Annotated in this window: 19 protein-coding genes and 1 pseudogene; 13 read left to right on the top strand and 7 right to left on the bottom strand. The window is 45.3% G+C overall.

Features of this window, described 5'->3' with window-relative positions:
• Positions 1 to 52 precede the first annotated feature (52 nt).
• The 3 genes from ACJJIB_RS18520 to ACJJIB_RS18530 form a co-directional block, all read right to left on the bottom strand.
• On the bottom strand, positions 53 to 964 hold the full coding sequence (locus tag ACJJIB_RS18520; RefSeq protein WP_444887127.1) for an MBL fold metallo-hydrolase: 912 nt from the start codon (positions 962 to 964) through the stop codon (positions 53 to 55).
• A 50-nt stretch (positions 965 to 1,014) separates the two neighbouring features.
• Positions 1,015 to 1,818, bottom strand: coding sequence for a glycerophosphodiester phosphodiesterase family protein (locus ACJJIB_RS18525; protein WP_444887128.1), 804 nt, complete (start codon positions 1,816 to 1,818; stop codon positions 1,015 to 1,017).
• Positions 1,819 to 2,002: 184 nt separating this feature from the next.
• A complete protein-coding gene (locus ACJJIB_RS18530) occupies positions 2,003 to 3,484 on the bottom strand; it encodes a hypothetical protein (RefSeq protein ID WP_444887129.1) in 1,482 nt (493 codons plus the stop codon).
• A gap of 802 nt (positions 3,485 to 4,286) precedes the next feature.
• On the opposite strand from ACJJIB_RS18530, the gene ACJJIB_RS18535 reads away from it, so the two are divergent.
• The 13 genes and pseudogenes from ACJJIB_RS18535 (at position 4,287) to ACJJIB_RS18595 (ending at position 19,203) form a co-directional block, all read left to right on the top strand.
• Positions 4,287 to 4,880, top strand: a complete 594-nt coding sequence (locus tag ACJJIB_RS18535) for a helix-turn-helix transcriptional regulator (RefSeq protein ID WP_444887130.1) — start codon at positions 4,287 to 4,289, stop codon at positions 4,878 to 4,880.
• On the top strand, positions 4,877 to 5,305 hold the full coding sequence (locus tag ACJJIB_RS18540) for a CsgE family curli-type amyloid fiber assembly protein (protein ID WP_444887131.1): 429 nt from the start codon (positions 4,877 to 4,879) through the stop codon (positions 5,303 to 5,305). Before ACJJIB_RS18535 ends, ACJJIB_RS18540 begins: the two co-directional genes overlap by 4 nt.
• Complete coding sequence (locus ACJJIB_RS18545; protein ID WP_444887132.1) at positions 5,305 to 5,724, top strand: curli assembly protein CsgF; 420 nt, start codon at positions 5,305 to 5,307, stop codon at positions 5,722 to 5,724. Before ACJJIB_RS18540 ends, ACJJIB_RS18545 begins: the two co-directional genes overlap by 1 nt.
• Before the next feature lie 30 nt (positions 5,725 to 5,754).
• Positions 5,755 to 6,627, top strand: coding sequence for a CsgG/HfaB family protein (locus ACJJIB_RS18550; protein ID WP_252083224.1), 873 nt, complete (start codon positions 5,755 to 5,757; stop codon positions 6,625 to 6,627).
• A gap of 42 nt (positions 6,628 to 6,669) precedes the next feature.
• Complete coding sequence (locus tag ACJJIB_RS18555) at positions 6,670 to 7,221, top strand: hypothetical protein (protein ID WP_444887133.1); 552 nt, start codon at positions 6,670 to 6,672, stop codon at positions 7,219 to 7,221.
• Between the two features lie 692 nt (positions 7,222 to 7,913).
• On the top strand, positions 7,914 to 8,864 hold the full coding sequence (locus ACJJIB_RS18560) for a hypothetical protein (RefSeq protein ID WP_444887134.1): 951 nt from the start codon (positions 7,914 to 7,916) through the stop codon (positions 8,862 to 8,864).
• Between the two features lie 510 nt (positions 8,865 to 9,374).
• Entirely contained in the window at positions 9,375 to 10,397 is a 1,023-nt protein-coding gene (locus tag ACJJIB_RS18565) for a hypothetical protein (RefSeq protein WP_444887135.1), read from the top strand.
• 1,943 nt (positions 10,398 to 12,340) lie between these two features.
• Positions 12,341 to 13,363, top strand: coding sequence for a hypothetical protein (locus ACJJIB_RS18570; protein ID WP_444887136.1), 1,023 nt, complete (start codon positions 12,341 to 12,343; stop codon positions 13,361 to 13,363).
• A 680-nt stretch (positions 13,364 to 14,043) separates the two neighbouring features.
• A complete protein-coding gene (locus ACJJIB_RS18575; protein ID WP_444887137.1) occupies positions 14,044 to 15,066 on the top strand; it encodes a hypothetical protein in 1,023 nt (340 codons plus the stop codon).
• 247 nt (positions 15,067 to 15,313) lie between these two features.
• Positions 15,314 to 15,430 (top strand): annotated as a pseudogene (locus ACJJIB_RS18580) (helix-turn-helix domain-containing protein); the annotation flags it as partial.
• Positions 15,431 to 16,018: 588 nt separating this feature from the next.
• A complete protein-coding gene (locus ACJJIB_RS18585) occupies positions 16,019 to 16,390 on the top strand; it encodes a hypothetical protein (RefSeq protein ID WP_444887138.1) in 372 nt (123 codons plus the stop codon).
• Positions 16,391 to 16,942: 552 nt separating this feature from the next.
• Positions 16,943 to 17,833 carry a hypothetical protein gene (locus tag ACJJIB_RS18590; protein ID WP_444887139.1) on the top strand — a complete coding sequence of 297 codons (891 nt, stop codon included), beginning with the start codon at positions 16,943 to 16,945 and terminating at the stop codon, positions 17,831 to 17,833.
• A gap of 491 nt (positions 17,834 to 18,324) precedes the next feature.
• Positions 18,325 to 19,203 carry a hypothetical protein gene (locus ACJJIB_RS18595; protein ID WP_444887140.1) on the top strand — a complete coding sequence of 293 codons (879 nt, stop codon included), beginning with the start codon at positions 18,325 to 18,327 and terminating at the stop codon, positions 19,201 to 19,203.
• Positions 19,204 to 19,268: 65 nt separating this feature from the next.
• Here the strand turns inward: ACJJIB_RS18595 and greA are convergent, their stop codons facing one another.
• The 4 genes from greA to ACJJIB_RS18615 form a co-directional block, all read right to left on the bottom strand.
• Complete coding sequence (gene greA / locus ACJJIB_RS18600) at positions 19,269 to 19,745, bottom strand: transcription elongation factor GreA (RefSeq protein WP_252083232.1); 477 nt, start codon at positions 19,743 to 19,745, stop codon at positions 19,269 to 19,271.
• A gap of 86 nt (positions 19,746 to 19,831) precedes the next feature.
• Positions 19,832 to 23,059 (bottom strand): carbamoyl-phosphate synthase large subunit, encoded by a 3,228-nt coding sequence (gene carB / locus ACJJIB_RS18605; RefSeq protein ID WP_252083233.1) that lies wholly within the window; start codon positions 23,057 to 23,059, stop codon positions 19,832 to 19,834.
• 112 nt (positions 23,060 to 23,171) lie between these two features.
• Positions 23,172 to 24,320: a glutamine-hydrolyzing carbamoyl-phosphate synthase small subunit gene (carA, locus tag ACJJIB_RS18610; RefSeq protein WP_282931318.1), complete on the bottom strand. Its 1,149-nt coding sequence runs from the start codon at positions 24,318 to 24,320 to the stop codon at positions 23,172 to 23,174.
• A gap of 331 nt (positions 24,321 to 24,651) precedes the next feature.
• Positions 24,652 to 25,365 (bottom strand): YfiR family protein, encoded by a 714-nt coding sequence (locus tag ACJJIB_RS18615; RefSeq protein WP_444887141.1) that lies wholly within the window; start codon positions 25,363 to 25,365, stop codon positions 24,652 to 24,654.
• Positions 25,366 to 25,385 lie beyond the last annotated feature (20 nt).

Raw genomic sequence — 25,385 nt, forward strand, 5'->3', positions numbered from 1 at the left:
TATCCGGGCCTTTTTATTTCAGCAACTTTTAATAGTCACCATCAATATAGGATCAAGACTTCTTGGATTTTGCAGCCAGGGAGTCATACACAATACCAGTCCATATATCTGGTGTCATAAAACCCTGTCCATACTGTTCGTCAAAATCTTTGGTCGGTTTGGCAGCAATGACTTGGTCACGGCTTTGGCCATTATCGACCAGCTTCTGGATACGATCCCTCAGGGTCTGCAATATATCCCGTTGCACTTTTAACTCCGCAGGACTACTCAGAGGGCCATGTCCTGGAATGATTTTCGTGTTTTCGCCAGAAAGCGCCAATGCGGTGTCCATCGCTTCAATCATGCCATCCACCGAACCACCGGATGAAAGATCGATAAATGGATAAGTGCCATTAAAATAGATGTCACCCATATGAATCACATCGGCTTTGGCGAAATGCACAATAGAGTCACCATCGGTATGGGCTGGGCCAACATGCTGCACCTTCACCTCATCACCATTCCAGTGAAAAGTAGTGGCATCGGTAAAGGTGATTACCGGCAGTGCTGCCGGCGGTGAGGGCTCAACCTTACGCTTAAAAGCCTCAATAAACTGTTCGGTACTCACACGTTTACGCACATTCTCATGGGCAACGATCAGGGCACCGCTTTTACCCAGATTTTCATTGCCGCCAGTATGATCGCCATGCCAATGAGTATTGATCACAAAGCGCAGCGGCTGATCTGCCAAACCCGCCACCGCTTTCTGTATTTTTGCAGTGAGTGGCGCATATTGGTCATCCACCATAAAGGTGCCGTCCTCTCCGACCAGTACTGCAATATTGCCGCCAGCCCCCTGGAGCATATAAACATTTCCTGCCACCGGCTCACTACTAATTTCTACTTTGGCAAAGCGGTCTTCCGCCAATACCGGGGTGCTGATTAGAGACGCTAACAGCACCCCAATACCTGCAATCTGCTTCATAAACATTTCTCTGTTGTTATTGTCATATTGTTTTTGCGATGTTGCTCAATTTAGGAAGCCCGTTCAAGTAGCTTTGGTTCTACCTTCGGCTCCCGACTGGGCAACATACTCATCAATATATCCGGGCGGTCAGTAACAATACCATTCACTCCCATATCGATATAGCGCTGTAGATCGGCCCGCCCATTTACAGTCCACACAGAGACGTGCAGGTTAAGCTTACGCGCCGCACGCATAGTGCCCCTGGAAACCACATTGAGCCCCCAAAATTGCATGGGCAATTGCATAGTTTGATAACGGGGGGCTAGCAGGCTTTCCGCACGCAGTAACTGAGCAAAAAATAGAAGGGTCGCCTCCCAGCTTGTAGAACCGGTCGCCGTCTCCGGGCTCAATCGTCGAAATTCCAGAAGAACCTTGTGATTAAATGAGGAGACGATAACCTGACTGTGCTTGCCAGTGCGCTCGAGCAAAGCGTTCAACTGTCGTGCGGCCCGTAACTGTTTACTTTTTATATCCAATATTAGTGGCGTCTTACCCACTATCTGTAAAGCCTCTTCTAGGGTAATTATTTTCAAAGGTTTATGTCGATAGGGGTAAGATTCTTGATCACGACTCCAGTGGTGAGCTGCATTTAAGTTACGCAGTTGAGCCAGCGTAAAGTCCTCTATAAACCCACTACCATTGGTTGAATCTTCCAGATCAGGATCATGGCGTAAAACCAAATGCCCGTCAGCACTAAGCCAAACATCTATTTCAATAGCATCCACCCCCTGCATCACCATATTTTGCAGAAATTCCTGAGTATTCCCCGGGAAAAGCCCATTGCCACAATCATTGCCATGTGCGATAACCATAGGCCCTTTGCATGAAGGTAGCTTTAATGCTGATTTTGGCGCAATGCCCGAGCGGGCATATAAGAACAACACAAGCAAAAGAAAGAAAAAAATAAGTAACATTGACATCTATTTCAAAAACCTAAGATCAATAAAAAGACGCTAAATTGATTTATCTGGGCTGCAATCATTACTTAAATAGCAGTCAGACACTAGCGGCTCCTCCTGTAGACACTTCTTTCTCAATATTTATTTCTGACTTGGATTGGCTTACTGGTGATTTCGACTTATCCGACGCAACATCTAATTCTGAAGCTTTACGAAACTGCCTATAAGTATGCTGTAACCAAAGAGGCAGAAATATTATTAGGTCATAGATACGATTAAGGAGTGTGCCACAATTTATTGCAATAAGCGCCAGAAGACGTAAACCCACTGATAACACATTCAGGAAAAATACTAAGACACTACCAAACACCGTGCGGGCAGAAGATAAAAATTGCTCCAAGGGTATTGCGATAAAGGCCAGGACCAAAGGGAGCGTAAAACCCAACATCATTTGTACGAGCCCGAGAGTCCAGTAAGCGTTTATCTCAGTAACAGCAGAACCGCTCGTTTCAGATAACCCCGTAAGCAACTGATCCTGTTGCAATAGCAACTCCCTTGAGAGTGATAGCCCCGCCTCAATAGAGGCCAAACACAAGAGTAGAAGTACCCCAATCCACAGCAAACGCTTCCGTACTGAATCAGTTAATGCGGAGACCGAAGGAAATAATCGCGTAATCAGCAAACACTCCATAACCACAATACCAGTGACAATTTGTACGAAGATTAAAATCAAAGCTGCAATATCCGCTGTCCCATACCCCCCCAGAAAACTGTTACTTCCAATGATTTCCGCCACTGGCCTGGCAATTAATTGGTGATTCAACCAAACCCCTGCCATTATCAACAGCAATACCAGTGAAGAGATAAAAAAACGACTAAAAAAAGAGGTTGATAGAAGACGTAAACTACGATCACTCTCCTGTAATACCTCCTCGTAGCGTGTCATATGCTCATCCAATACTTTGCTACGGTAAATTACAGATTCCACACTCTTATTCATTCTTCCCAGAGTTTTCAATATGGAACGCCAACCAGGCATCATGCGCTTTAGTAGCTGATGACGCTCCCTTATAGACTCCCGATAAGACTCCAGAGCTTTATTTTCAGCCTTGCGCATAGAGTGATTAATAGTCTCCAACACATCTGCCACAACTGTATCGTCTGGAGTAGGAATTTCCGCCACAGAGCGGATTGCCCGGGCCCAGCTTGATGGCTCTGGAGGAACCTCTGCGCTACGCACATAATCATCATCTATGGTTGTCATCTGCTCACACAAATGACGATGCAACGTAGGATATTGTGCCATATCCCGCTTTAAACTACTTTCTATTCGCTCAAACTCCCTCTCAATTTGCCACTCTGTTACCTCACGACCTCTAGCCAGCAGTACCTCTCGATTGCGTTCACGGAGGCCCTGCCCGGCAAGCTCAACAGCGTTTGCAGAAAACAATAATGAGCGATGAAATAGCCTTGCCAGGGAATAAATACTTCTATGAATAGGCCCTCTAGCTAAGAAAAATGTAATAACCGCCAAACTCACCCATAGCCAGAATGGTAGTGTCTCAAATAGGTGACTCATGACGTTACTTTTCCCTGTGGAACCGAGCGATATCACATCCTAACAGCTGAAGCTTTGACAATCGCCTAAAATGTCACACTTTGTGTTGCTATATTGCGTCACTTGCTAGCAGGCATGATTCACTATCTATTTATTGCTTCCTAATGGTAAAAATTGGACCACAGTCATCCCAGCATTACTACTCACAACATTCACCCTGGGAATACCATAAACCAGAGTTCATACCAGCACTTTCCCGCCTGCCAAAAACCCCCAACCTCATCTAAAGACTACATCAGTGACATATTCCACAAGTCACTTAAAAAACAATCACTAAGTAACTACCCCCATAGGTATATTTTAACTTCAGAGTTAAATTTGCCATATATTCACAAGCAAGCTTTAGAAAGAAAGAATCTTAGAAATCAACGCTCGCACCCAACCGACTATTCCTAACCAGCAACCCCCAGCCAACTTTCCCATTCAAAATAGAGACAAACTCACAAGCAAAAAGTAAAACTTAATCAATCACATAAAATTCAACCAATAAAATTTACTGACGACATCATTCACTGCTCCCTTACCGTGAAATAAAAACAGGCATCATATTTTCCAGAATACCTCACACCCACGACTACACTCCAAACTAAATTCTCACGAAATGAGTTATTTTCCCTAAACAAAGAGGTACTTAGCGTTAACAGCAATATTTTTTTGTGGTCTTCAAAGATCAACCAGGAAACTTAAACGACAGGAGTCGACAACGGATTCCGCTCTTCAAACTGAGAGGATTCCATTTGTTTCAAGGAGAGGTACGAGGTATATGCCGGTTCTTTTTTTTAGCAATTCCGGCCTTCAGGGCGATCTTTTATTTTCACTGTTTTCTCAGTCTATTCCCATGCCATGGGAAAAAGCCTGTATAGGAAAACAAAGACACTGTTTACAACACTACGAGGCGATAATTATTGATTGCTGGCAGATTGGTACCAACAGCTACTCTAAGGATTTTCTTTCTGATTTAAAGAAAATCAGACACTCAAAAGCAATTCTTATTAACTTTCCTGCCGACTTACCAACCCACATCTCAGAAAAACTACGGCAAAGTGGTTTTTATTTGTTGTGTGACAATAACATCAGCCAGGAAAGACTTATTCAAAGACTCAGTACAGCCATTCACAGCTGTGAAAGCAGTCACGCTGATAATTCGCAATCCCCCCTTCCTCTCACTCGTAGAGAACAGGAAATCCTAGGGCAACTAACAACGGGAGAACCCAATAGCGTCATCGCTACGAAACTACACCTGAGCGAACACACCGTTAAAAATCACATGTATAACATTTTCCGGAAAATCGGCGTGAAGAATCGCTTACAAGCTAGCAACTGGGCAAAACTCAATCTCCAGGAAGAGAGAATATGAGATTAACCCCGCTGATTATCATTCTTCTCTCAACTGTAGTCTTTGCTCAGGATGACACCCAAGTTCCTCCTGCAGACACTGACTCAGGAAGACTTGAGGATGAAATCAGCGGGTTTAATATCGACAGAACAATTACTCGAACAGGCCACGACTTTGCCAGATATCTTAGTGAATATAGAAATCTGAATTATCCAGATGCCACTTACAATTTAACAGTTTACGAGCGACCCTCAGCTCGTTGGGGAAACTTAATATGGGTTACCTACAACGACAAAATTGTATTTCGACGATTTATCAGCCCAAGTACCAACAATATTCATCGCCTTGCAGACGAAGCAGCCCAATATATTCATCAAGCGGTCTTAAAGGATCGCGTGAGCAGTGCCCTAATAGATAATTTTGATTTGGGAAAGGAGGAATTCTAATGAACAAAAATTACCTTGTTTATCCAGCTAGCCTGGTAGCCGCCCTATTCTCGTGTGGCTCTGTGAACGCGACTGAATTAATTTATGAGCCAGTAAACCCGAATTTTGGCGGCAATCCTCTTAATGGAACCTACTTGCTGCAAAACGCGCAATCTCAGGATAGCCACGAAGACCCCGACAAGCATGACAGTCTCTACGAACAACCAAGTGCCCTGGATCGCTTTACTGACTCATTGGAAACAAGACTACTCAATCAACTGCTAACGGATGTCGGCGATGGCAATAGTGGTGAGTTAATTACCGACGATTTTATCGTACAGATCGTCGATAACGATGGCGTTCTTACGGTACTAATCACAGACAGAAGTACTGGGGACAAAAGTGAGATCGTTGTCAGTGGTCTCAATCCCACAAATTAGATAAGAATCAACACTGAAGGAAAACTGGCAATGCGCAATGCAATAACAAAAGCCTTAGCCTTGCCCGCACTGGCGTTTACTCTCACACTAAGCGGATGCTCAGCATTTAAAAGCCTTGGTGATGCCTTATTTGGCCCTGGGCGGACTGATGCTATGCTGACCCCACGAATGAATACCTATCGGGATTTGGTAAATCTTCCTGAACCTAAAGGGAAGATATTGGCTGCTGTATATAGTTTCCGCGATCAAACCGGACAATACAAGCCAGCACCAAACAGTAGCTTCTCCACTGCGGTTACTCAGGGTGGAGCCGCTATGTTGACCGATGTACTCAATGAATCCGGCTGGTTTATCGCATTGGAGCGTGAAGGCTTACAAAACCTTTTAACCGAGCGAAAAATTATACGTGCCGGGCTCAGTAAACCTGATGCTCCAGCCAATAATAATATTCCTCTACCAACTCTAATTGCAGCTAACGTATTGCTTGAAGGCGGAATTGTCGCCTACGATCAAAATATTCAAACCGGCGGTGCCGGAGCAAGATACTTTGGCATCGGTGCCAATGAGCAATACCGCGTCGACCAGGTGACGGTCAATCTAAGAGCAATCGATATACGCTCAGGCAGAATATTGCACTCTGTATTGACATCAAAAACTGTTTACTCCAAAGCAATCAGTGCCGATGTATTTCGTTATGTTAAATTCCGACGCTTACTGGAGTTGGAAGCCGGGGTAACATATAACGAGCCAGCACAACTTGCTATGCTTTCAGCTATGGAATCTGCGGTGATTCACTTGATCAGTGAGGGGATTGTGCATAATTCCTGGGCCTTAGCGAATCCCGATGAAATTAACAATCCCATACTGCAATACTATTTAAACGACAGTACCGTCATTATGTGATGGTGAACTGAGATCAGGCAGCACAATGAAGTAGAGGAATTTATGTTTGGCAGTCAGAAAAATCACCTCATATTACTCCCACTATTCATCGGGTTATATACCGGGGGATATGCAAAAAATTGTACAGCCTCTGATTTGGATGCCAGTAGTGAACTCGCCTTAAGCAGCGAATTGAGCGCAGCTAATCTTCTATCAGTCTCCAATCTCACAGTAATCAACCAAGAAGGTGGCGTGAACAATATTAACGTGCGGCAGTCGGGCCGAACCAATTATACTTCTGCTCATCAAGATGGTAATAGAAACAGTCTTTCTGTAACACAAGCAGGCGAAAATAACATTGTACTTTCACGTCAAATAGGTGAACAAAACCTAAGCGGATTAATCCAGGTGGGCTATGAAAATCTGATTAATATAGAGCAATATGGTACAGCTAACTCCGCAGGCATATCCCAATTTGGCACACAGAACAGTGCTTATGTGGAAGAAATTGGTATGTTACACAAAGTTAATATCTATCAAAGTGGTCATGGCTTACACACTTCTGTAACGGTAATAGGCACTGCGACCACTACCTCTATCCGCCAATTTGACTGAAATTACGCGCCTTTAGGCCTCCTTAAATATAACATCTCACATATGTGTCAGAATTAGCAGCCTGACAGATTCCCATGAAAACATCTTAACGACAAAATTAGAGCTGAAAAATAACAACCCACTGTTCTTATTAAATTCTTCAATTTTGTGATCCATAACGATCTATCTGCGTAAAAACATAAGTCGTGGCCATTTGAGCGGAATATCCGCCTATGAAACCTGATTCTTTTAAAAGCCAAATCACACATTAAAAATCAAGCCACAACAAAAGAACTATATTCCTATCTATTAGTGACTTATGTCCTATAGCGTATCTCCGCTTTACAGACAAAACTCATTACATATCTGATCAAATGTTGTTTTACACCTCTTGGACATTTTGTCATGCAGACATTAGGTTGTTTAGAGATCAATCTCTCAAAGCCAAACTGGCCCTCTCTCAAGAGTGGTCCCCAATGTAGTATCTGGGAGACACCTTACCTCCCCGTAGGCATAAGAGTAGTCAAGCCAACCAAGTAAATTAGCAATTTGAAGTATTAATCGCTGTTTATTTTATTCAGCCAGAATTCAACGATGTAGCTTATTCCAGGAATTTAGGAATCCTGCATTGTGAATCCATGACATCTGGATGATGTCAGTAATTCCAGCACTGTGTGTGCTGGATCAAAACGTCAAGAGTAAAGGAGTATCGCATGAAGGCGTTAGCACCAATCGCAGCCGCTATTCTCATCACCACAAGTGGCAGCGTATTTGCGGCAAATAATACCACCGTGCAAAATCAAGCTGGCCTGGGCAACCTGGCTATATCTACTCAGGTAGGACCTGGAAACGATGACAACACGGTTCTTCAAACTCAAATCGGTAATTTTAACTTCTCCGATGCATTGCAAACTGGTGGTAGTGACACCAACCTTATCAATCACTTTCAATCAGGCAATGCCAACAGCGCAAATTCTTTTCAAATTGGTGGAGCCCTGAATACGGCTTCGGTTGTTCAGGCAGGTAATGCCAACTTGGCTATTACCACCCAGGCCGCGCCAGCATTTGCATCAGCAGCACTTGTCAATCAAGCTGGGGATGGAAACTTTGGCTCGGTGTTCCAAACAGCCTCTTTGGGAGATGTTGGCGCAATTAATCAATTAGGCACCCTAAATTTTGCAACAGTCACTCAAATACTTAGTGCTGGAAATAGCGCACTTGTGAATCAGGCTGGCACTGCAAATATTGCAAATATGGCTCAGGTATTAGCTGTTGGCAATACTGCTGTGGCTAATCAGGCTGGCACACTCAACATTGCAACCCATGCTCAATCAGGGCTGTTGAATAGTTCTAATTCATCACAGCTGGGTACACTGAACCTTGCAACGGTCCTACAAGCCGGCCTGGCCAATGACTCAACCACTCTCCAAGCTGGTTTTGGCAATATCTCGACCCATGCACAAGCAGGCTCATTTAACGATGCACTTACCGCACAAGCAGGAATCATAAATATTTCCACTATTGCCCAAGCCGGTTTTGGGCACAATGCACAAACCTCACAGGCTGGACTTCTGAATGTGCATACTACTACCCAACTCGGGGCTAATGAAACAGCTATAGCAAATCAAGCTGGGGCATTTAACGTCGGTTTCATTTTCCAGTAGTTCTTACTGTAGCTTCTTAGAGAGAGAACATCTTGCGGCGGTCATTATTTGGCCGCCTTTTTTATGCTCAAAATATCTTATAGGAAAGAAAATTTCTTGTGACCCTATTAAAGTCAATGGTCCAAAAAGAAGGACTACCACCATTTTTTTTCGCTAAATTCACTATCCTATAGCTCACTGTTATTTAAGCAAAAACTCGGTGACACTCGATTATCTACATGGATGAAAAACATACTTTCTTCCTAGGTGATCGAAACTTATCTCCTATGGCTGTTTCGTATTTTCCCCACAAGACTCTACTCAGCATCAAGCTGAATTCTACGAGGCACCTATGCTTTTTTCTAGAAATCAATACGGACCCAGCTTCCAATTGAAACTCCTGAAAAAGACCCTCAACGATTTTTCCCTACACCAGGAAAAGTAATTTTCACGCAAGCTTTCGATGCTGTTTCGATAATCTCTCTAGCAAAAAATTTTCAAGCTAAATCTGATATCTCTAAGGAGTAACCAATGAACAAGTACACACCAATTGCTGCTGGCGTGTTAATGGCTCTTGCCACTAGTGGCGCCATGGCCAACACCCTGATTGTTAATCAAAATGGGGCCGGAAACTCTGTTGCTCCAGTACAGGATGGCACTGTTTTCAATAGCACCATCATCGTTAACCAAACTGGTGACTTTAACACCTCTGTTCCTCAGCAGCAGAACTTCACCAACAATAGCTGGATCAGTCACACTCAATTCGGTGACTCAAATGGGGCCACATCTATACAGAATGCTGCCTCATTTTCAACAGCGTTCATAACCCAGACCTCTGATTTTAATGGCGCCACCACTACTCAAACCTCAGCTATCGGCTCATCTGCATCCATTTCACAAAGTGGATGGGGCGGTCAGATGGCATGGATCCAACAGGGTGCGGTTTTCTCAAACCACGCTACAGTAAACCAAACAAAAAATTCCAACCTTGCTATAGTATCTCAGTTTAATGGATCAGGAAACGTTGCCACTGTTAATCAGGAAGGGCATTTCATTGGCAACAACGAAATGCAAGTAGTACAGGTAAATGGCAATTCCAATACTGTAGAGGCCACACAAATTGGTAATGCCCAAACTGGATTTGTTTCCCAAAATGGAGGATCGGGTAATTACTCCTACAGCTACCAATTTGGTAAATATAATGACCTAAATGTTGCGCAATCAGGTGACGACAACCATAGCCATATCGAGCAGTACTGGGAATCTAACCTGGCTGTACACAACCAGTCTGGCAACAACAACTATGCATGGACAGAGCAGACCGCTCAATTTAACGAGGTTGGTGTGGATCAGTCTGGTGACTTTAACGAATCCACCATTACTCAATCTGGTGGCAACATGAACCGGTACTTTATTACGCAAAGTGGAAATGCTAACGTATTTAATGGAGAACAGGTTGGCAATTCTAACTTAATATCGGTCGTACAGGCAGGCAATGGTAGCATGATGGCTATTAGTCAAATTGGCGATAACAACGTTTTCATTTTCCCATAGACTCACCAGCTAAGCTTCTATTTGAGCTGACCCCAACAGGGTCAGCTCTTTTAACTTAAAGAATTTCTTGTAAACTAAACGCTCTATATATATTTTAAATATAACCTGGAAAAACCTGCCATACATCCCCAACTTATCAAGAAGCTTAATTCACCTTTTTTCTAAATATGTCAAGTGTAATTACTTAGACAGTTACAATAATAATAAAATTTCGCCAGCAATTAATCACAAACCAACCAAGGAAAAGGCCACCTTGACAGCTGAAAATTAGTCAACACAGAAAAGAAATTCATTACTAAAGAAATACCGGACCTACCAGCTAACCTCTAGAATAAATACCATTTGACGCCAACATATTTATAAAAACAGAAGGAATAATTTTTTCTTAGATAATGGGATATTCTCTCTCATGAAAAGCATAAAATTTTCTTCATAAAATTCCACACAGCAGCAGGCTAATAATCACGAGGTGAATTTGATTTACCCAGTAACTCAATTACATACCAAACACCCAATTGCAACTCTTGAAAACCTAAATAGTTTACCCCTACATCAGGAAAAGTAAGGCACTTGATTGGAAGCTTGGCGAAAGCATCTCGGATTGTTCGATAAAATATCTCTACTTAGCTGAAAAGAAGCCTCTCGGATAGCAGTTTTGCTTCAGCCCAAGAAGGAAATCTGAAGTCAGAAAAAACAAAAGAGACAATGGTAATAAATGGATGATGGTAGTTGATGGCGAAAGATTCCATTATTGCCTGCACATTGATTAGGTTAAAGAAATTATGAACAAGCTTTTAGGTGTTTTTCTGGCAATCGTCACAAGCGGTTCGGCTGTCAATACTCTGATTGATTTTCCCAAGATGGTACTGTAACTAATAATGTCACTCTCATTCACCGGCTCTTTCAACTCCTGAGGAAATTAATAACATTAGTCAAGGCCTTATTATCCACACACGAGTTGGCAATACGAATAAGGCATGGTCGCAACAACGATAATACCTCTGGTTCATTTACATTAATCAATCCAATGAACAAAAAAAAACCACAAGCCCCAGCTCTCTTCTTATTTTCCTGGTGCATCAATCTTTTTAAGTGGCATTGAAACAGTTAATCAGGAAAAAGCTATAAATTTGCACCCACAAAACAACTTTGTGATATTTCTTATATCACTACTGTGACTAAAACAGACGTAATCGTATTGCTGTAATACAGTACCTCGGTAGCTTCAATGGAATAGAAATTATTCAATATGGCGGTTTGAAAAGTGCATTATTTTTACAGGCAGGTGGATATGGTAACAATTCCCACACTGATCAAATGGGACGAAACGCTGCTTGGTCTGCGTGATGGAGACACGAGTGAAATCTGGCAATAATGAGAAACCAATATTGCCATTGTAAATCAGCCAGGAAATAATAACACCCTTGATACAGCTCAGATTAGTAAATCAAATCTAAAGTCAGTAGCAAAAAAACTGATAGAAGTGTCGTTATGTTGACTTAGCAATATCACCTTCTAATTTTTAATAAGGATAACCTTACCGGGTCAAATTTCTCACCACAATCGCACTTAATTTATAGATGGTATAGATACATAGGAGATTATTACTTTGCTATTGTTATGTAAAATCTATTATTCACTATACCTAAATATTAAAATAGTAGGATACAAACTTTCTACCTAGCTAAATGAGACTAATCTCTCATGGTTAATATGCACTTCTCCTCCAAAATTAAACTAATGGAATGTGGATATTCACAAGGTATATGTAATTCTCCGTGACTTAGAGAAGAGCATCGTTTCTTATAAATCTATGGAAAACCTTGAGTGACCTCCCTTACGCTAAGGAAAGCAACTTTCACGAAAAGCTTTCACTGCTGATTAGATATCATCCCTAGGAAAATAATTTTCAATCTAAGGACGATATCTTAAAGGAGTAACTAATGAATATTTATACCCCCGTCTTTGCAGGAATAACCATAGTTCTTGCTGCGAGTAACAGCATAGCCAATACCGTCATTCTAAATCAGAATGGTGTTGGAAACCTGGCTTCGCCAGTTCAGGATGCCTCTGTAATCGACGGCACCATCATTATCAATCAGGTTGGGGACTATAATGAATCCTATCCAGAGCAAACTAATAACACCAACTCTAGTGCTATTAGCCACACTCAATCTGGTGATATGAATAAAGCTGAATCACAACAAAAAAATACATCGAACTCATTCTCCCTTATTGATCAAGTGGACAACAATCACGAAGCCACTTCTGTTCAAATCTCAACAATTGATTCAGGATCCACTATTCATCAAAGTGGCTCTTTATCTCAAACTGCACTTATTCACCAGAGAAATGTTACCTCAAACTCTGCTACGGTAAATCAGGATAATGGCTCTAATTTTGCTTCAGTGAGTCAGTTCAATGGTATTTCTAACACTGCTTTTTTCAACCAAGTAGCTAGTGATATTGGTGAGAATAATCTTACCACCCTGCAAAGTAATGGTGATTTCAACACTATTGTTGCCGATCAGGATGGTGACTTGCATAGCCTATTCATCTCACAAGTAGGCGGATCAAATAATATGTCTCTCTCACAACAGAGAGGAAAGGGGAATAAATTTAACGTAACACAGTCAGGTGACAACAACACTAGTGAAATGTTACAGACCTGGGAGAATAATATAGCTTTTGTCAACCAATCGGGAAATAACAACTTCCTGATTATTGAGCAACTATCTAACGATAACTTTTCTGTAACTATTCAATCAGGTGATATGAATATTTCTACCATATCCCAGTCTGGAGGTAATATGAACACATATCTTATCACTCAGAGTGGTGACTCCAATGCATTTAGAGCAACACAGACTGGGAATTTCAATTTAATATCTGTTATGCAAGCCAATAATGGTAGCGTAATGGCTATTAGTCAAATTGGCGATGGCAACACTTTCATTTTTCCATAGAATTACCAGCCAAGCGTCTATCTGAGCTGCCCCAACAGGGTCAGCTCTTTAATTCAATAAAATATTTTTTACACTCCAAACACTTTACATTTTTAAAAGTTAAATCTAAAAAAACCTCCATACTTCCTCAACCCATCAAGAAATTTAATTTATCCACTCATTTCGCATTACCTCAAATAAAATCACTTAGACACATACAGCATTAAAAGAACTTTACTAAAAAATATTATTTAATAATTCATCGTAATATAGTTAAAGGGGAAACCACCTTAACAACCAAAAACTAACAAATATAGAAAGGCACTCCATTAAAAACACCAAGAGTAACTCCAGATTCATCAATCTGAAACTTCCCTGATAAAAATAGACACTGTATGACGCTAAAATATTTATAAAAATATAAGACATACTTTTTTCTTAGATCAATGAGACTTACCTCTCATGGAAAACAAGAAATTTTCCACAAAACTTCACATAGCATAAAACCATTAATCTCAAGGCACATTTTATTTTTCCTAAAACTCAATACATACCATGCACCCAATTGAATCACTTGAAAACTTCACAATTTACTTCAACACCAGGAAAAGCAATTTCCACGCCAGCTTCCGACACTGCCTTGACTATCTCTCTAGTAAAAATACTTTTAAACTAAATTTGATATCTCTAAGGAGCAGCCCATGAAAAAGTGCATCTCCATTCCCTTAGGCATTTTCCTGACAATTACCACAAGCGGTGTAGCTGCCAACACCGTAATTGTTTTGCAAAATGGCATGGGAAATACTGTCACACCGGTACAAGAAGGCACTGTATCTAATAGTACCATTCTCATTAATCAGGTTGGCGATTTAAACTCCTCAAAAACAGAGCAGATTAATAACACTAATGGTAGTACAATTAGTCATTTACAATTTGGCGACAGGAACACGATAGTTTCGCTGCAGAATAATTCATCGTCTTCTACTGCCTTCATCACCCAAGTAAATGATAATAATAGCGCATCCACTACTCAGTCCTTTACTAACGATTCAAAAGCATTAGTTATTCAAAGCGGTTTACGCGGCCAGGTCGTATTTACTAATCAGGGAAATACTTCTTCAAGTAGTATTTTTGTCAACCAAACTAAAAACACTAATTCAGCCACAATGGGTCAGTTTAATGGATCTGGACACAGGGCTATTCTTAACCAAAATGGGCATTTCATTGGAAATAATCAAATCGAAATACAACAAGGAAATAGCAACTCTAACTCTGCTTATGCAACCCAGATTGGTAATACCCAAGCTGGATTAGTTATCCAGAACGGAGGTTCAGGCAACACATCTTATTCCTACCAGTTCGGCAAGGACAATTACATTGATGTCACACATACAGGGGATAGTAACACCAGTGAAATCGTGCAATCCTGGAAATCTAACCTAGCTGTACACATCCAGTCTGGTGATAACAACTTAGCCCTGGCCAAACAATCTGGTCAATTTAACGTTGTAGATGTACTTCAGAGGGGTGACATGAACATATCAGACATAACTCAAGTTGGCGGTAATCTCAATGAGTATGACTTAACTCAAAGCGGTGACTCCAACACCTTCTTAGCAACGCAGGATGGTAATTCGAACGTTATCATGGTGACACAAGCAAGTAACGGCAACTTCCAAGTGATCAACCAAATTGGCGATGGTAATATGTATATTTTCCCATAAGCCTCAAAAGCTGGCTATAACCGGTCAGCTTTACAATAAATCACCTCTACCCAACTAAAATTAGTTCATTAGAATCTAAAATACTCTTTCTACCCATCATCAGATACAACCAAGTATTTCCGCCTAATAATCATTCTTAAATCAATAGAATATTAAAATACACTTGGTTTCGAATAATAAGTGCAATTGGTAAGGGAGAGCTCAGCTTATAGAGTCGACATCTCTCCCGACCAAGAGAAAGACACTGATGAGCTACTACAAACTGAGTGAGAACGAACGATACCAGATTTACAGCCTGAGAAAGGTCGGACACTCTCAGAAATCAATTGCAGAGTTCTTGGAGAGGTATCCCACATTGATCAGTCTCAGGATGTATTTATTACCGGCTTGCGAAGGTATGCCAAGTGATTCGGGATATAATATCACAGAATAAATTTTTTATGAGACTGCAAGGTAATCTGCTTGCATCATAAGGAAATTGTAATTATTACTTGAAGCCGAGAGATGTATCTTATGCTAAAGCTAATACAATTTATTCTTCATTATAAGTGACAACAATTTCGTTATATTTCTATAACCATATTGTAAGCCACCCCTCCTACAACTTGGATTTGATGTCTCTAAGGAGTAATCCATAAAGAAATATGCCTCAATTACAGCTGGAATATTAATAGCTTATGCTTCAAGTGATGTACTGACATCTAATAATGTCTTTCTCAATCATAATGATAACGAGAACCTAGCCTTTCCATTTCAAGACCCAATAGTTAACTTCAATATCATTATCATCGTTCAGAATGGTGATTTTAATGAATCCTTTTCTCAACAAACAAATCACAGCAAAAATAGCGTTATCAGTCATCGGCAGACAGGCAATATGAATAAGGCATAGTCCTAGTCCTTACATGATAATGCTCTCAATTCTTTTGGCGTGATTAGCCAAATAGACAATATGTATGAAACAGCCATAAGCCAAACATCTGTCAACAATTCCGCAGCTGAAATTTTTCAGAGTGGCTTTGCGCCACAGTTAACTACGATAAATCAAACGAACACCAACTCAAGTTTTGCAACTATTGCTCAAACAGGAGGTGCTCTTGACGGAAATACCTTAACCGCTGTGCAGGTTATCTGTAATTTAAATACTATTAATGTCACCCAATACTGCGCCACGAAAAGCGCATCAATCTATCAAGTTGGAGGTTCTAGCAATACCTCTTACTCCATTCAAAAACGCTGTAAAAATCAAACTCACGTTGTTCAACCTGGAAACAACAATGTAAGTGACAACACATTAATTGGGGAAAAACATTATGACTGTTAATAAAATAGAAAATTGCAACCGCTCCGTTACCATCCAGCAGATCATAGATAATTATGCTGCAACTGATCAATCTAGTAATATTATTAAGTCAACCATATCCCAGTCCGGTAGTAACATGGATACGGCGCTTATAACTCAAATCGACAGCAGTACTACAATTGATGCGACACAGACTGTGTAGTTCCAACCTTATTTCTGCAGTACAACGAACCAACGATAATAACATGTCCTTCTCTCAAATTGATGACGTCAATGTCTTTATACTTGCTAAATAGAACAAGATAAAAAACTAAAATTTAACCTCAGGTGGATCATCTTAAAAGGCGACATCAAGCTCATTTCACTCTGCTTTTTTAGGAAAACACTAAACCTGTCACCCTCTTCCATTAAATTAATAAGCACAAACCAAAGTACCCAACGCCAACAGCCTTTATTTCATACCAGCTAGTCTAAAGTTAAATCAGCAAGCTATTACCTTCAAAATACTGAACACATAGCTAGCCTAGAAATACACTGAAGCAAAATGGACACAGCAGTAAACAGGAGTTGAACGTGAGGAAGTTTCCAGTTCTTTCGCTGGCATTAATGATGTCTTATGGCGGACTTACATATGCAGCGGGGAATTCAACGTCATTAGAGCAAAGTGGCAATAACAATCAGGTATTGATTGATCAATCCGATAATAGTGCCATAGACAACAGCGTAAAGATTTCTCAGAACGGCAACCTCAATAATGCAGAGTCTATCCAGACCAATGTAATTGATAGCCTGATACACCAAGTTCAAGAGGGAAAATTAAATGACGTTTACAGCCTACAAATGGGGGGCTCAGGTAATAATGCCCTGATTTACCAAACTGGCATGGATAACCGTGCCAATACCTACCAAATTGCCACTCAAAATAGCCAAGCAACCATTCGCCAAAATGGTGCAGGAAATGAAGCAGAAATTCATCAACATTTGGGAAGTGACAACATTTCCGTTATTGAGCAAATTGGTAATGTCCATGGAGCTTTAGTTGGGCAGTATGCCAGCTTCAATGCTGAAGCTTACATATTCCAAGATGGTTCTTATCACGAGGCCATAATTAGACAAGAGGGCACCGGACACTATGCCAGTATCTCTCAATCAGGTATTTCTCACACTGCCGAAATAACCCAGGCTGATATGCACAACGAGGCCGACATTGTCCAAATGGGAGAAAGCAACTACAGCACGATTGTTCAAGTCTCTTGGTATAACAGCGCGTTTGTGACTCAAGATGGCTACATGAACCGGGCAACGATTATGCAGTCAGGAGGTGGCGCCATGGGTGGGGGCCACTTAGTTGTGGTCAATCAATCTGGTGGCATGAATACGGCTACAGTTATTCAGAGCGGATTCTCTGAGTCCGCAAATATTACTCAAACCGGCTACGGCAATACAGCTATAGTACATCAGTAAACATCGCTCCCCTACAAATGCCAAAGATCAGGAACGATCTTTGGCATTTTTAATTATTTACTCCTCCCAACTAAATTTTATTCCCAAGTCCCTGTATAAATTCTCCTTTAAAGCTGACTTCACTGTGATTTTTTCACCATTTTTCCTGGCTAAAACTTATCTCCCAGGTAAATCAAACTTCTATCCTATGGCTTTTCTTAGACACTGAAGCAACAATAATAAAGACGGAACGAACTTATGGACTCCTAAGCAGTAACAGGGATGCCAATCAGAATGAACCAGCTATTTCCTATCTTTGATTTCCCTTCGATTCTACCTTTTTGCACAGGCACTTACAGCGAGTGTATATCTGAGTAATTTATAGTTTCGCCGCTAAACATAGCCTAGCGCTTTACTACAAAATACTCGGGTGACTTATGCTGTGCTCCCGCTCAGCCGGTAAATGCTGAACCCCAACGCGATGCTCTTTTCAAGTAGTAATGGAGATACTCATGAAGACTTTAACCCCAATCGCTGCCGCTATTGCTTTTGTAATCAGCGGTACAGCCATAGCCGATAACAATACCGCTTACCAGGATCAAAACGGTATGGATCAACTCGGTTATATTGATCAAGCCGGCCCCGGCAGCCATCATAACCTGGCTGATCAAGAACAACACGGGGCACACAACACGGCGGTTAGTATCCAGGTCCATGAACACCACAGCACGGTTCTTCAATATCAGGATGGCTACAGTAATTATGCCAATGCCTTTCAAAATGGGGGATCTGGCAACACCGCTATGAGTGAGCAATTGGGTATCGACAATAGCTCCTTAACTTTCCAGTTTGATGAGCACCATAGCTTCTCCTACCATGCTCAGGAAGGCCACGGGAATACCGCCTGGACTTATCAACAGTCTGGCGCTAATAACCAGGCGACTATTTTACAAAACGGCGACTATGGCTACGCTACTGTCACTCAAGTAGGCAGCTACGGCAGTGAAGCTATGCTCTCACAGGTTGGCGAAATGAATCGAGCTGATGCTCTTCAAGTTGGTGAAGGCCATAAGGCTCACTTAATTCAGGCAGGAGGTGGCCACAACGATCTTGATTCCCGTCAAATCGGCTATGGCCATGAAGCTCATATGTACCAAGATGGTTGGTATAACGAAGGAGATATTTCTCAAGCCGGTAGCCACCACTTCGGAAAAACTATGCAGGTTGGCTATGGCAATGATGTCTATATAGGCCAAATAGGCGAAAACCACTATGCAGAGGTCACTCAGATTGGTTCACATAACAACAGCTTAGTAGCCCAATTTGGCTACAATGAAACCGCCAAAGTTCACCAACATGGCGACAGTAACAACAGTTTCGTTCACCAGTAAAGCTGCTCCTGCCCCCAAGAAAAAAGGCGGCCTCTGGCCGCCCTTTTTCTTACTAAGAGATCTTTTTATAGATGCTCTACAGTATCGATTTCATATTCCACCGTGCCGGAAGGCGTATGCACAACAACGACTTCTCCCACTTCTTTACCAATCAGTGCGCGGGCAATCGGCGAGTTCACTGAGATTTTTTGTTTCTTCACATCCGCTTCATCGTCACCCACGATTTTATAAGTCACTTCAGCATCGTCATCCAGGTGAATAATCGTTACCGTGGTGCCAAAAATTACCTTATCGCTGGGCTCAATCGACTTCACATCGATCACTTGAGCGTGAGACAACTTGGCTTCAATCTCTTGAATACGACCCTCAATAAAGCCCTGCTTTTCCCGCGCCGCATGGTATTCGGCGTTCTCCTTCAAATCACCGTGTTCGCGTGCTTCGGCAATGGCCTCTACCACCGCAGGGCGCTCGACTTTTTTCAGATTATCCAGTTCTGAACGCAGCGCTTCCGCGCCTTCAACGGTCATTGGTACCCGGTTCATTGTGGGACCTCCATTATTGTTACTACGCAACCGGGCCCTGTGTTGCCACAAGGCCCGGTCGGAAATGACGGATTGTTTTTAGATGATTAAGACAGCTTTACCACGCGCTGGTGAAGGTCTTGCAGGCGGCGAACCTGTAGCGGCTGCTCCTGACGCATGGCCATCGCCATCGCCTGGGCCGCGGCCAGGGTGGTGGTGTAACACACCTGGTGGTTCTCGGCACTGCGGCGGATATCCGCAGAGTCGCGAATCGCCTGGCGCCCTTCGGTGGTATTCACCACCAGTGCAATCTCGTCGTTCTTAATCATATCGACGATATGCGGGCGACCTTCACTCATCTTGTTGACGGTTGTAACGGGAATATCGTTTTCTTGCAAGACCTTGGCGGTGCCGCGGCTGGCAATGACTTCGAAGCCAAGCTCCACCAGGTCGCGAGCTACGCCCACTGCGTCGGCCTTGTCGAAGTCACGCACAGAGATAAATGCGCGTCCGGACTCCGGCAGGCGGTCGCCAGCGGCAACCAGGCCCTTGTCGAAGGCCTCTGCGAAGGTAGCGCCTACGCCCATCACTTCGCCGGTGGATTTCATCTCTGGGCCGAGAATCGGGTCCACTTTCGGGAACTTGTTGAACGGGAATACAGACTCTTTAACGGAGTAGTAGTCCGGTACGATCTCTTCGGTAAAGCCCTGTTCCTGCAGGCTGATACCCGCCTGACAGCGCGCAGCCACTTTCGCCAGTGAAGTGCCGATACACTTGGAGACGAAAGGTACGGTACGGGAAGCGCGCGGGTTCACCTCGATCACGTAGATCTCGCCGTCCTGGTAGGCCAGCTGGGTGTTCATCAAGCCAACTACGCCAAGCTCGCGGGCCATGGCTTTCACTTCTTCGCGCATACGGTCCTGCACATCCGCCGGCAGGCTGTAAGGCGGCAGGGAGCAGGCGGAGTCACCGGAGTGAACACCACACTGTTCAATGTGCTGCATAATGGCGCCGATCACTACGTCCTGGCCATCGGATACCGCGTCGATATCCACCTCAATAGCAGCGTTGAGGAAGTGATCCAGCAGTACCGGCGCTTCGTCAGAAACCTGTACCGCTTCTTTCATATAAGTGAGCAGCTCGTCTTCTTTGTAGACGATCTCCATGGCGCGGCCGCCCAGTACGTAAGACGGGCGCACAACCAGCGGGTAGCCCACGTCTTTCGCCGCCTGAATGGCTTCGGAGACAGAGCGCACGATGGCGTTCTTCGGCTGCTTGAGGCCGAGACGCATAATCATCTGCTGGAAGCGCTCGCGGTCTTCGGCGCGGTCGATCTGCTCTGGTGTGGTACCGATAATCGGCACACCTTCGTTGGCCAGGTAGCGCGCCAGGTTCAGCGGAGTCTGACCACCGAACTGTACGATCACGCCTTCCGGCTTCTCTTTGGCAACAATTTCCAGCACATCTTCCAGGGTTACCGGCTCGAAGTAGAGGCGATCGGAAGTGTCGTAGTCGGTGGAAACAGTCTCCGGGTTACAGTTGACCATGATGGTCTCGTAACCGTCTTCACGCATCGCCAGGGCGGCGTGTACACAGCAGTAGTCGAACTCGATGCCCTGGCCGATACGGTTGGGGCCACCGCCGAGTACCATGATTTTCTTCTTGTCGGACGGCTGCGCTTCGCACTCCTCATCGTAGGTGGAGTACATGTAAGCAGTGGAGGTGCTGAACTCAGCAGCACAGGTGTCCACGCGCTTGTAAGACGGGAATACACCCAGCTTGTGACGGAATTCCCGCACAGTCTTCTGGCTCACCCCCAGCAGGTCCGCCAGGCGGCGGTCGGAGAAGCCCTTGCGCTTGAGGAAGCGCATTTGCTCAGTGGTCAGCGCCGAGGTGGGTAGTGACTTGAGCGGCTCTTCGATTTTGATCAGTTCTTCGATCTGCACCAGGAACCAGGGATCGATACCGGACAGGTCGTAAACTTCGCCGACGCTCATGCCCATGCGGAAGGCGTCGCCCACGTACCAGATGCGCTCGGCACCCGGAACGGAAAGTTCGCTGCGCAGACGGGTCTCAGCGCCGTCTTTGCTCGGGTCAATTTTGCTTTCCAGGCCGAAGCTGCCCACTTCCAGGCCGCGCAGAGCTTTCTGCATGGACTCCTGGAAGGTGCGGCCGATCGCCATCACTTCACCCACAGACTTCATCTGGGTGGTCAGGCGTGCATCGGCTTCACCGAATTTCTCAAAGGTGAAGCGCGGAATCTTGGTGACAACGTAGTCGATGGATGGCTCGAAGGACGCCGGGGTCGCACCACCGGTGATATCGTTTTGCAGCTCATCCAGGGTGTAACCCACGGCCAGCTTGGCCGCGACCTTGGCGATCGGGAAGCCGGTGGCCTTGGAGGCCAGTGCGGAGGAGCGGGATACGCGGGGGTTCATCTCGATCACAACCACGCGGCCAGTCTTCGGACAAACGCCGAACTGTACGTTGGAGCCGCCGGTCTCAACGCCGATCTCGCGCAGTACCGCGATAGAGGCGTTGCGCATCAGCTGGTATTCCTTGTCGGTCAGCGTCTGCGCCGGGGCAACGGTGATAGAGTCACCGGTGTGTACACCCATCGGGTCGAAGTTCTCGATGGAACATACGATGATGCAGTTGTCGTTCTTATCGCGAACCACTTCCATCTCGTACTCTTTCCAGCCGAGCAGGGATTCGTCGATCAGCAGTTCATTGGTGGGGGAGAGGTCGAGACCGCGCTTACAGATCTCTTCAAACTCCGGCCAGTTGTAGGCCACACCGCCACCGGAACCGCCCATGGTGAAGGACGGACGGATAATGACCGGGAAGCCGAACTCTTCCGGTACTTTCTTCGCCTCTTCCATGGAGTGGACGATCTTGGCGCGCGGAGTTTCCAGGCCGATAGCTTTCATCGCCTTGTCGAACAGGTCGCGGTCTTCCGCTTTCTCGATAGCGTCTTTGTCCGCACCGATCAGCTCGACATTGAATTCCTTCAGGACACCGTGCTTGTCCAGGTCCAGGGCGCAGTTCAGTGCAGTCTGCCCGCCCATGGTGGGCAGGATGGCGTCGGGGCGCTCCTGCTCGATAATCTTGGCAACGGTGCGCCACTCCACCGGCTCGATGTAAGTGGCATCGGCCATGGCCGGGTCGGTCATGATGGTGGCCGGGTTGGAGTTCACCAGGATCACCCGGTAACCCTCTTCGCGCAGCGCCTTACAGGCCTGGGCGCCGGAGTAGTCAAATTCGCACGCCTGGCCGATCACGATGGGGCCTGCGCCGATAATCAGAATGCTTTGGATATCTGTGCGTTTTGGCATCTTTCTTCCGTTCTACTACCGGCAAAGGCCGGCTGCGCTAAATTTCATTCGTTTCTTGTTAAAACCGCCGCAAAAGCGGCGGTTAATTGCCCTACCCTGGGCGGCTACGCCCTTAGGCGCGTTCTTTCATCAAATCGATAAAGTGGTCGAACAACGGCGCCACATCGTGTGGGCCGGGGCTCGCTTCCGGGTGTCCCTGGAAGCTGAAGGCCGGCTTGTCCTTCAGGTGAATACCCTGCAAGGTACCGTCGAACAGGGACTTGTGGGTAACTTCCACATTGTCCGGCAGGCTGTCGGCGTCCACTTCGAAACCGTGGTTCTGCGCGGTGATCATCACCTTGGTGCTGTTCAGGTCTTGTACCGGGTGGTTACCACCGTGGTGGCCGAACTTCATCTTGGCAGTTTTACCGCCCACCGCCAGGCCCAACAGCTGGTGGCCCAGGCAGATGCCGTAGGTGGGGATGCCCGCGTCCAGGATTTCGCGGATAGCGGTGATCGCGTACTCACAGGGCTCGGGGTCGCCGGGGCCATTGGACAGGAATACACCGTTGGGATTCATCGCCAGTACTTCGGAAGCCGGGGTCTCCGCCGGTACTACGGTGATGTCACAGCCGCGATCCACCAGCATACGCAGGATATTGCGCTTCACACCGAAGTCGTAAGCCACTACTTTGAAGGGCTGTTCCGGCGCGGCCTTGTGGCCTTCGCCCAGTTCCCAGGTACCTTCGCTAAAGGGGTAGGCTTCCTTGGTGCTCACTACCTTGGCCAGGTCCATCCCTTTCAGACCGGCAAATTCCTTGGCCTTGGCTAGGGCTTCTTCGCGGTCGATATTGTCACCGGCAACGATGCAACCGCTCTGTGCACCCTTGTCGCGCAGCAGGCGTGTCAGGCGACGAGTGTCGATATCGGCGATACCAACGATATTGCGCTCGCGCAGGTAGTCCTCCAGGGACTGCTCGTTGCGGAAGCTGCTGGCCAGCAGCGGCAGGTCGCGGATTACCAGGCCGGCGGCCCAGATATCAGCGCACTCTTCGTCTTCCTGGTTGGTGCCAGTGTTGCCGATGTGCGGGTAGGTCAGAGTCACAATCTGGCGGGCGTAGGAGGGATCGGTGAGAATCTCCTGGTACCCGGTCATGGATGTGTTGAACACGACCTCGCCAACAGAACTGCCATGGGCACCGATTGCGCGTCCTTCAAAGACACTACCATCTGCGAGCACCAGCAGCGCGGGAGTTGTACTCTGCATAAAGTTGTGGGGCATGAAAGCCTCCGACGTAGGGACAGCTTTAGTCAAATTGAACTCCAATCTTCAGAACTGCTTCCGGGCGGGGTTTGCGGGCTTCGGAGCACGCGGGCTCCTGACTGGTGCACGCATAAAAAAGCGAGATGAAACATCGCAGCTTCATCTCGCTTTAAAAATCTGTTCACGCGTGATTCTCACAAAGTGGCCGACGCTTGCCGCCAGCTTTTTAGTAGGCTCACGCTGCGCGATTCAGCTTCGCGGCACCGGCCCAAATCGGGCGCAGATTCTACGCGAATTCACCTCTGGACGCTAGTGCAAAAATACGCCAAACCTGACGAAAAATTCCTCTCTACTCCAGCTTCTGCCCGAGACGAAAGAGACTATTGCCCATTTTCAGCTCGGCCTTCTCCAACATGGTCTTGTTCATACGCAGCGCCACTTCGCCACCTTTATCTGCAAATTCAATCATGCCGCCGGTTGCGGCAAAGCGATCGGCATCGCTCACGGTTAAGACAGGGAAGAACTCCACTGTGACTAGCGTCTTGAGCAGACTGGAGCGATCCATAGAGCCAAGAATCACGATCTGGCACTTGCGCGCGCGCAACATATCTTTGAAGCCAATTTTCTCCAGCGCCACCCGGCGCCCATCAATACGCTGATTCTTGAAGCGCAGAGCCAGCTGCTCACCGAGGGAATCCCCTCCCATCAAACACACCTTAAAGGGGGCACTGTAATTATCAAAAGCGTTGACCGGCCACTGCAGGTTGTAGGCGAAGTGCACGATGTAATCCACCATGACACGCCGCCCCAGGGGGGTATCCGAAAGGTGTACTGCGGCCTGTACCAAGGGAGCAAGCAACAGGCCCAATATCAGGGAAATCGTCAGGAATGGGCGAGTGATAGAAAGTCTGGCAAAGAGTGTCTTCACGGTCATTGATACCCTGGAGTTCACACCTTCTGCCGGCGGAAGGCGCGGTTCCGGCAGAAAGTGTCTATCGGCGGATACCTGGGCAATCAACCACTGCCGAGGCTCGAACGGCGCGCCAGCGAAAAGCCCGGCCACCTTTGAAGGTTAGCCCACCG

It is taken from the genome of Microbulbifer mixtoriginis (SeqCode) (genome assembly GCF_052467705.1).

What these genes read in the sequence shown, in the direction of transcription:
- ACJJIB_RS18585 (WP_444887138.1), top strand. Translation starts at nt 16,019, where the DNA reads ATGTATGAAACAGCCATAAGCCAAACATCTGTCAACAATTCCGCAGCT.
- ACJJIB_RS18595 (WP_444887140.1), top strand. Translation starts at nt 18,325, where the DNA reads ATGAAGACTTTAACCCCAATCGCTGCCGCTATTGCTTTTGTAATCAGC.
- ACJJIB_RS18530 (WP_444887129.1), bottom strand. Translation starts at nt 3,484, where the DNA reads ATGAGTCACCTATTTGAGACACTACCATTCTGGCTATGGGTGAGTTTG.
- ACJJIB_RS18540 (WP_444887131.1), top strand. Translation starts at nt 4,877, where the DNA reads ATGAGATTAACCCCGCTGATTATCATTCTTCTCTCAACTGTAGTCTTT.
- ACJJIB_RS18520 (WP_444887127.1), bottom strand. Translation starts at nt 964, where the DNA reads ATGAAGCAGATTGCAGGTATTGGGGTGCTGTTAGCGTCTCTAATCAGC.
- ACJJIB_RS18525 (WP_444887128.1), bottom strand. Translation starts at nt 1,818, where the DNA reads ATGGTTATCGCACATGGCAATGATTGTGGCAATGGGCTTTTCCCGGGG.
- ACJJIB_RS18545 (WP_444887132.1), top strand. Translation starts at nt 5,305, where the DNA reads ATGAACAAAAATTACCTTGTTTATCCAGCTAGCCTGGTAGCCGCCCTA.
- carB (WP_252083233.1), bottom strand. Translation starts at nt 23,059, where the DNA reads ATGCCAAAACGCACAGATATCCAAAGCATTCTGATTATCGGCGCAGGC.
- ACJJIB_RS18535 (WP_444887130.1), top strand. Translation starts at nt 4,287, where the DNA reads ATGCCGGTTCTTTTTTTTAGCAATTCCGGCCTTCAGGGCGATCTTTTA.
- ACJJIB_RS18560 (WP_444887134.1), top strand. Translation starts at nt 7,914, where the DNA reads ATGAAGGCGTTAGCACCAATCGCAGCCGCTATTCTCATCACCACAAGT.
- greA (WP_252083232.1), bottom strand. Translation starts at nt 19,745, where the DNA reads ATGAACCGGGTACCAATGACCGTTGAAGGCGCGGAAGCGCTGCGTTCA.
- carA (WP_282931318.1), bottom strand. Translation starts at nt 24,320, where the DNA reads ATGCCCCACAACTTTATGCAGAGTACAACTCCCGCGCTGCTGGTGCTC.
- ACJJIB_RS18575 (WP_444887137.1), top strand. Translation starts at nt 14,044, where the DNA reads ATGAAAAAGTGCATCTCCATTCCCTTAGGCATTTTCCTGACAATTACC.
- ACJJIB_RS18555 (WP_444887133.1), top strand. Translation starts at nt 6,670, where the DNA reads ATGTTTGGCAGTCAGAAAAATCACCTCATATTACTCCCACTATTCATC.
- ACJJIB_RS18570 (WP_444887136.1), top strand. Translation starts at nt 12,341, where the DNA reads ATGAATATTTATACCCCCGTCTTTGCAGGAATAACCATAGTTCTTGCT.
- ACJJIB_RS18550 (WP_252083224.1), top strand. Translation starts at nt 5,755, where the DNA reads ATGCGCAATGCAATAACAAAAGCCTTAGCCTTGCCCGCACTGGCGTTT.
- ACJJIB_RS18565 (WP_444887135.1), top strand. Translation starts at nt 9,375, where the DNA reads ATGAACAAGTACACACCAATTGCTGCTGGCGTGTTAATGGCTCTTGCC.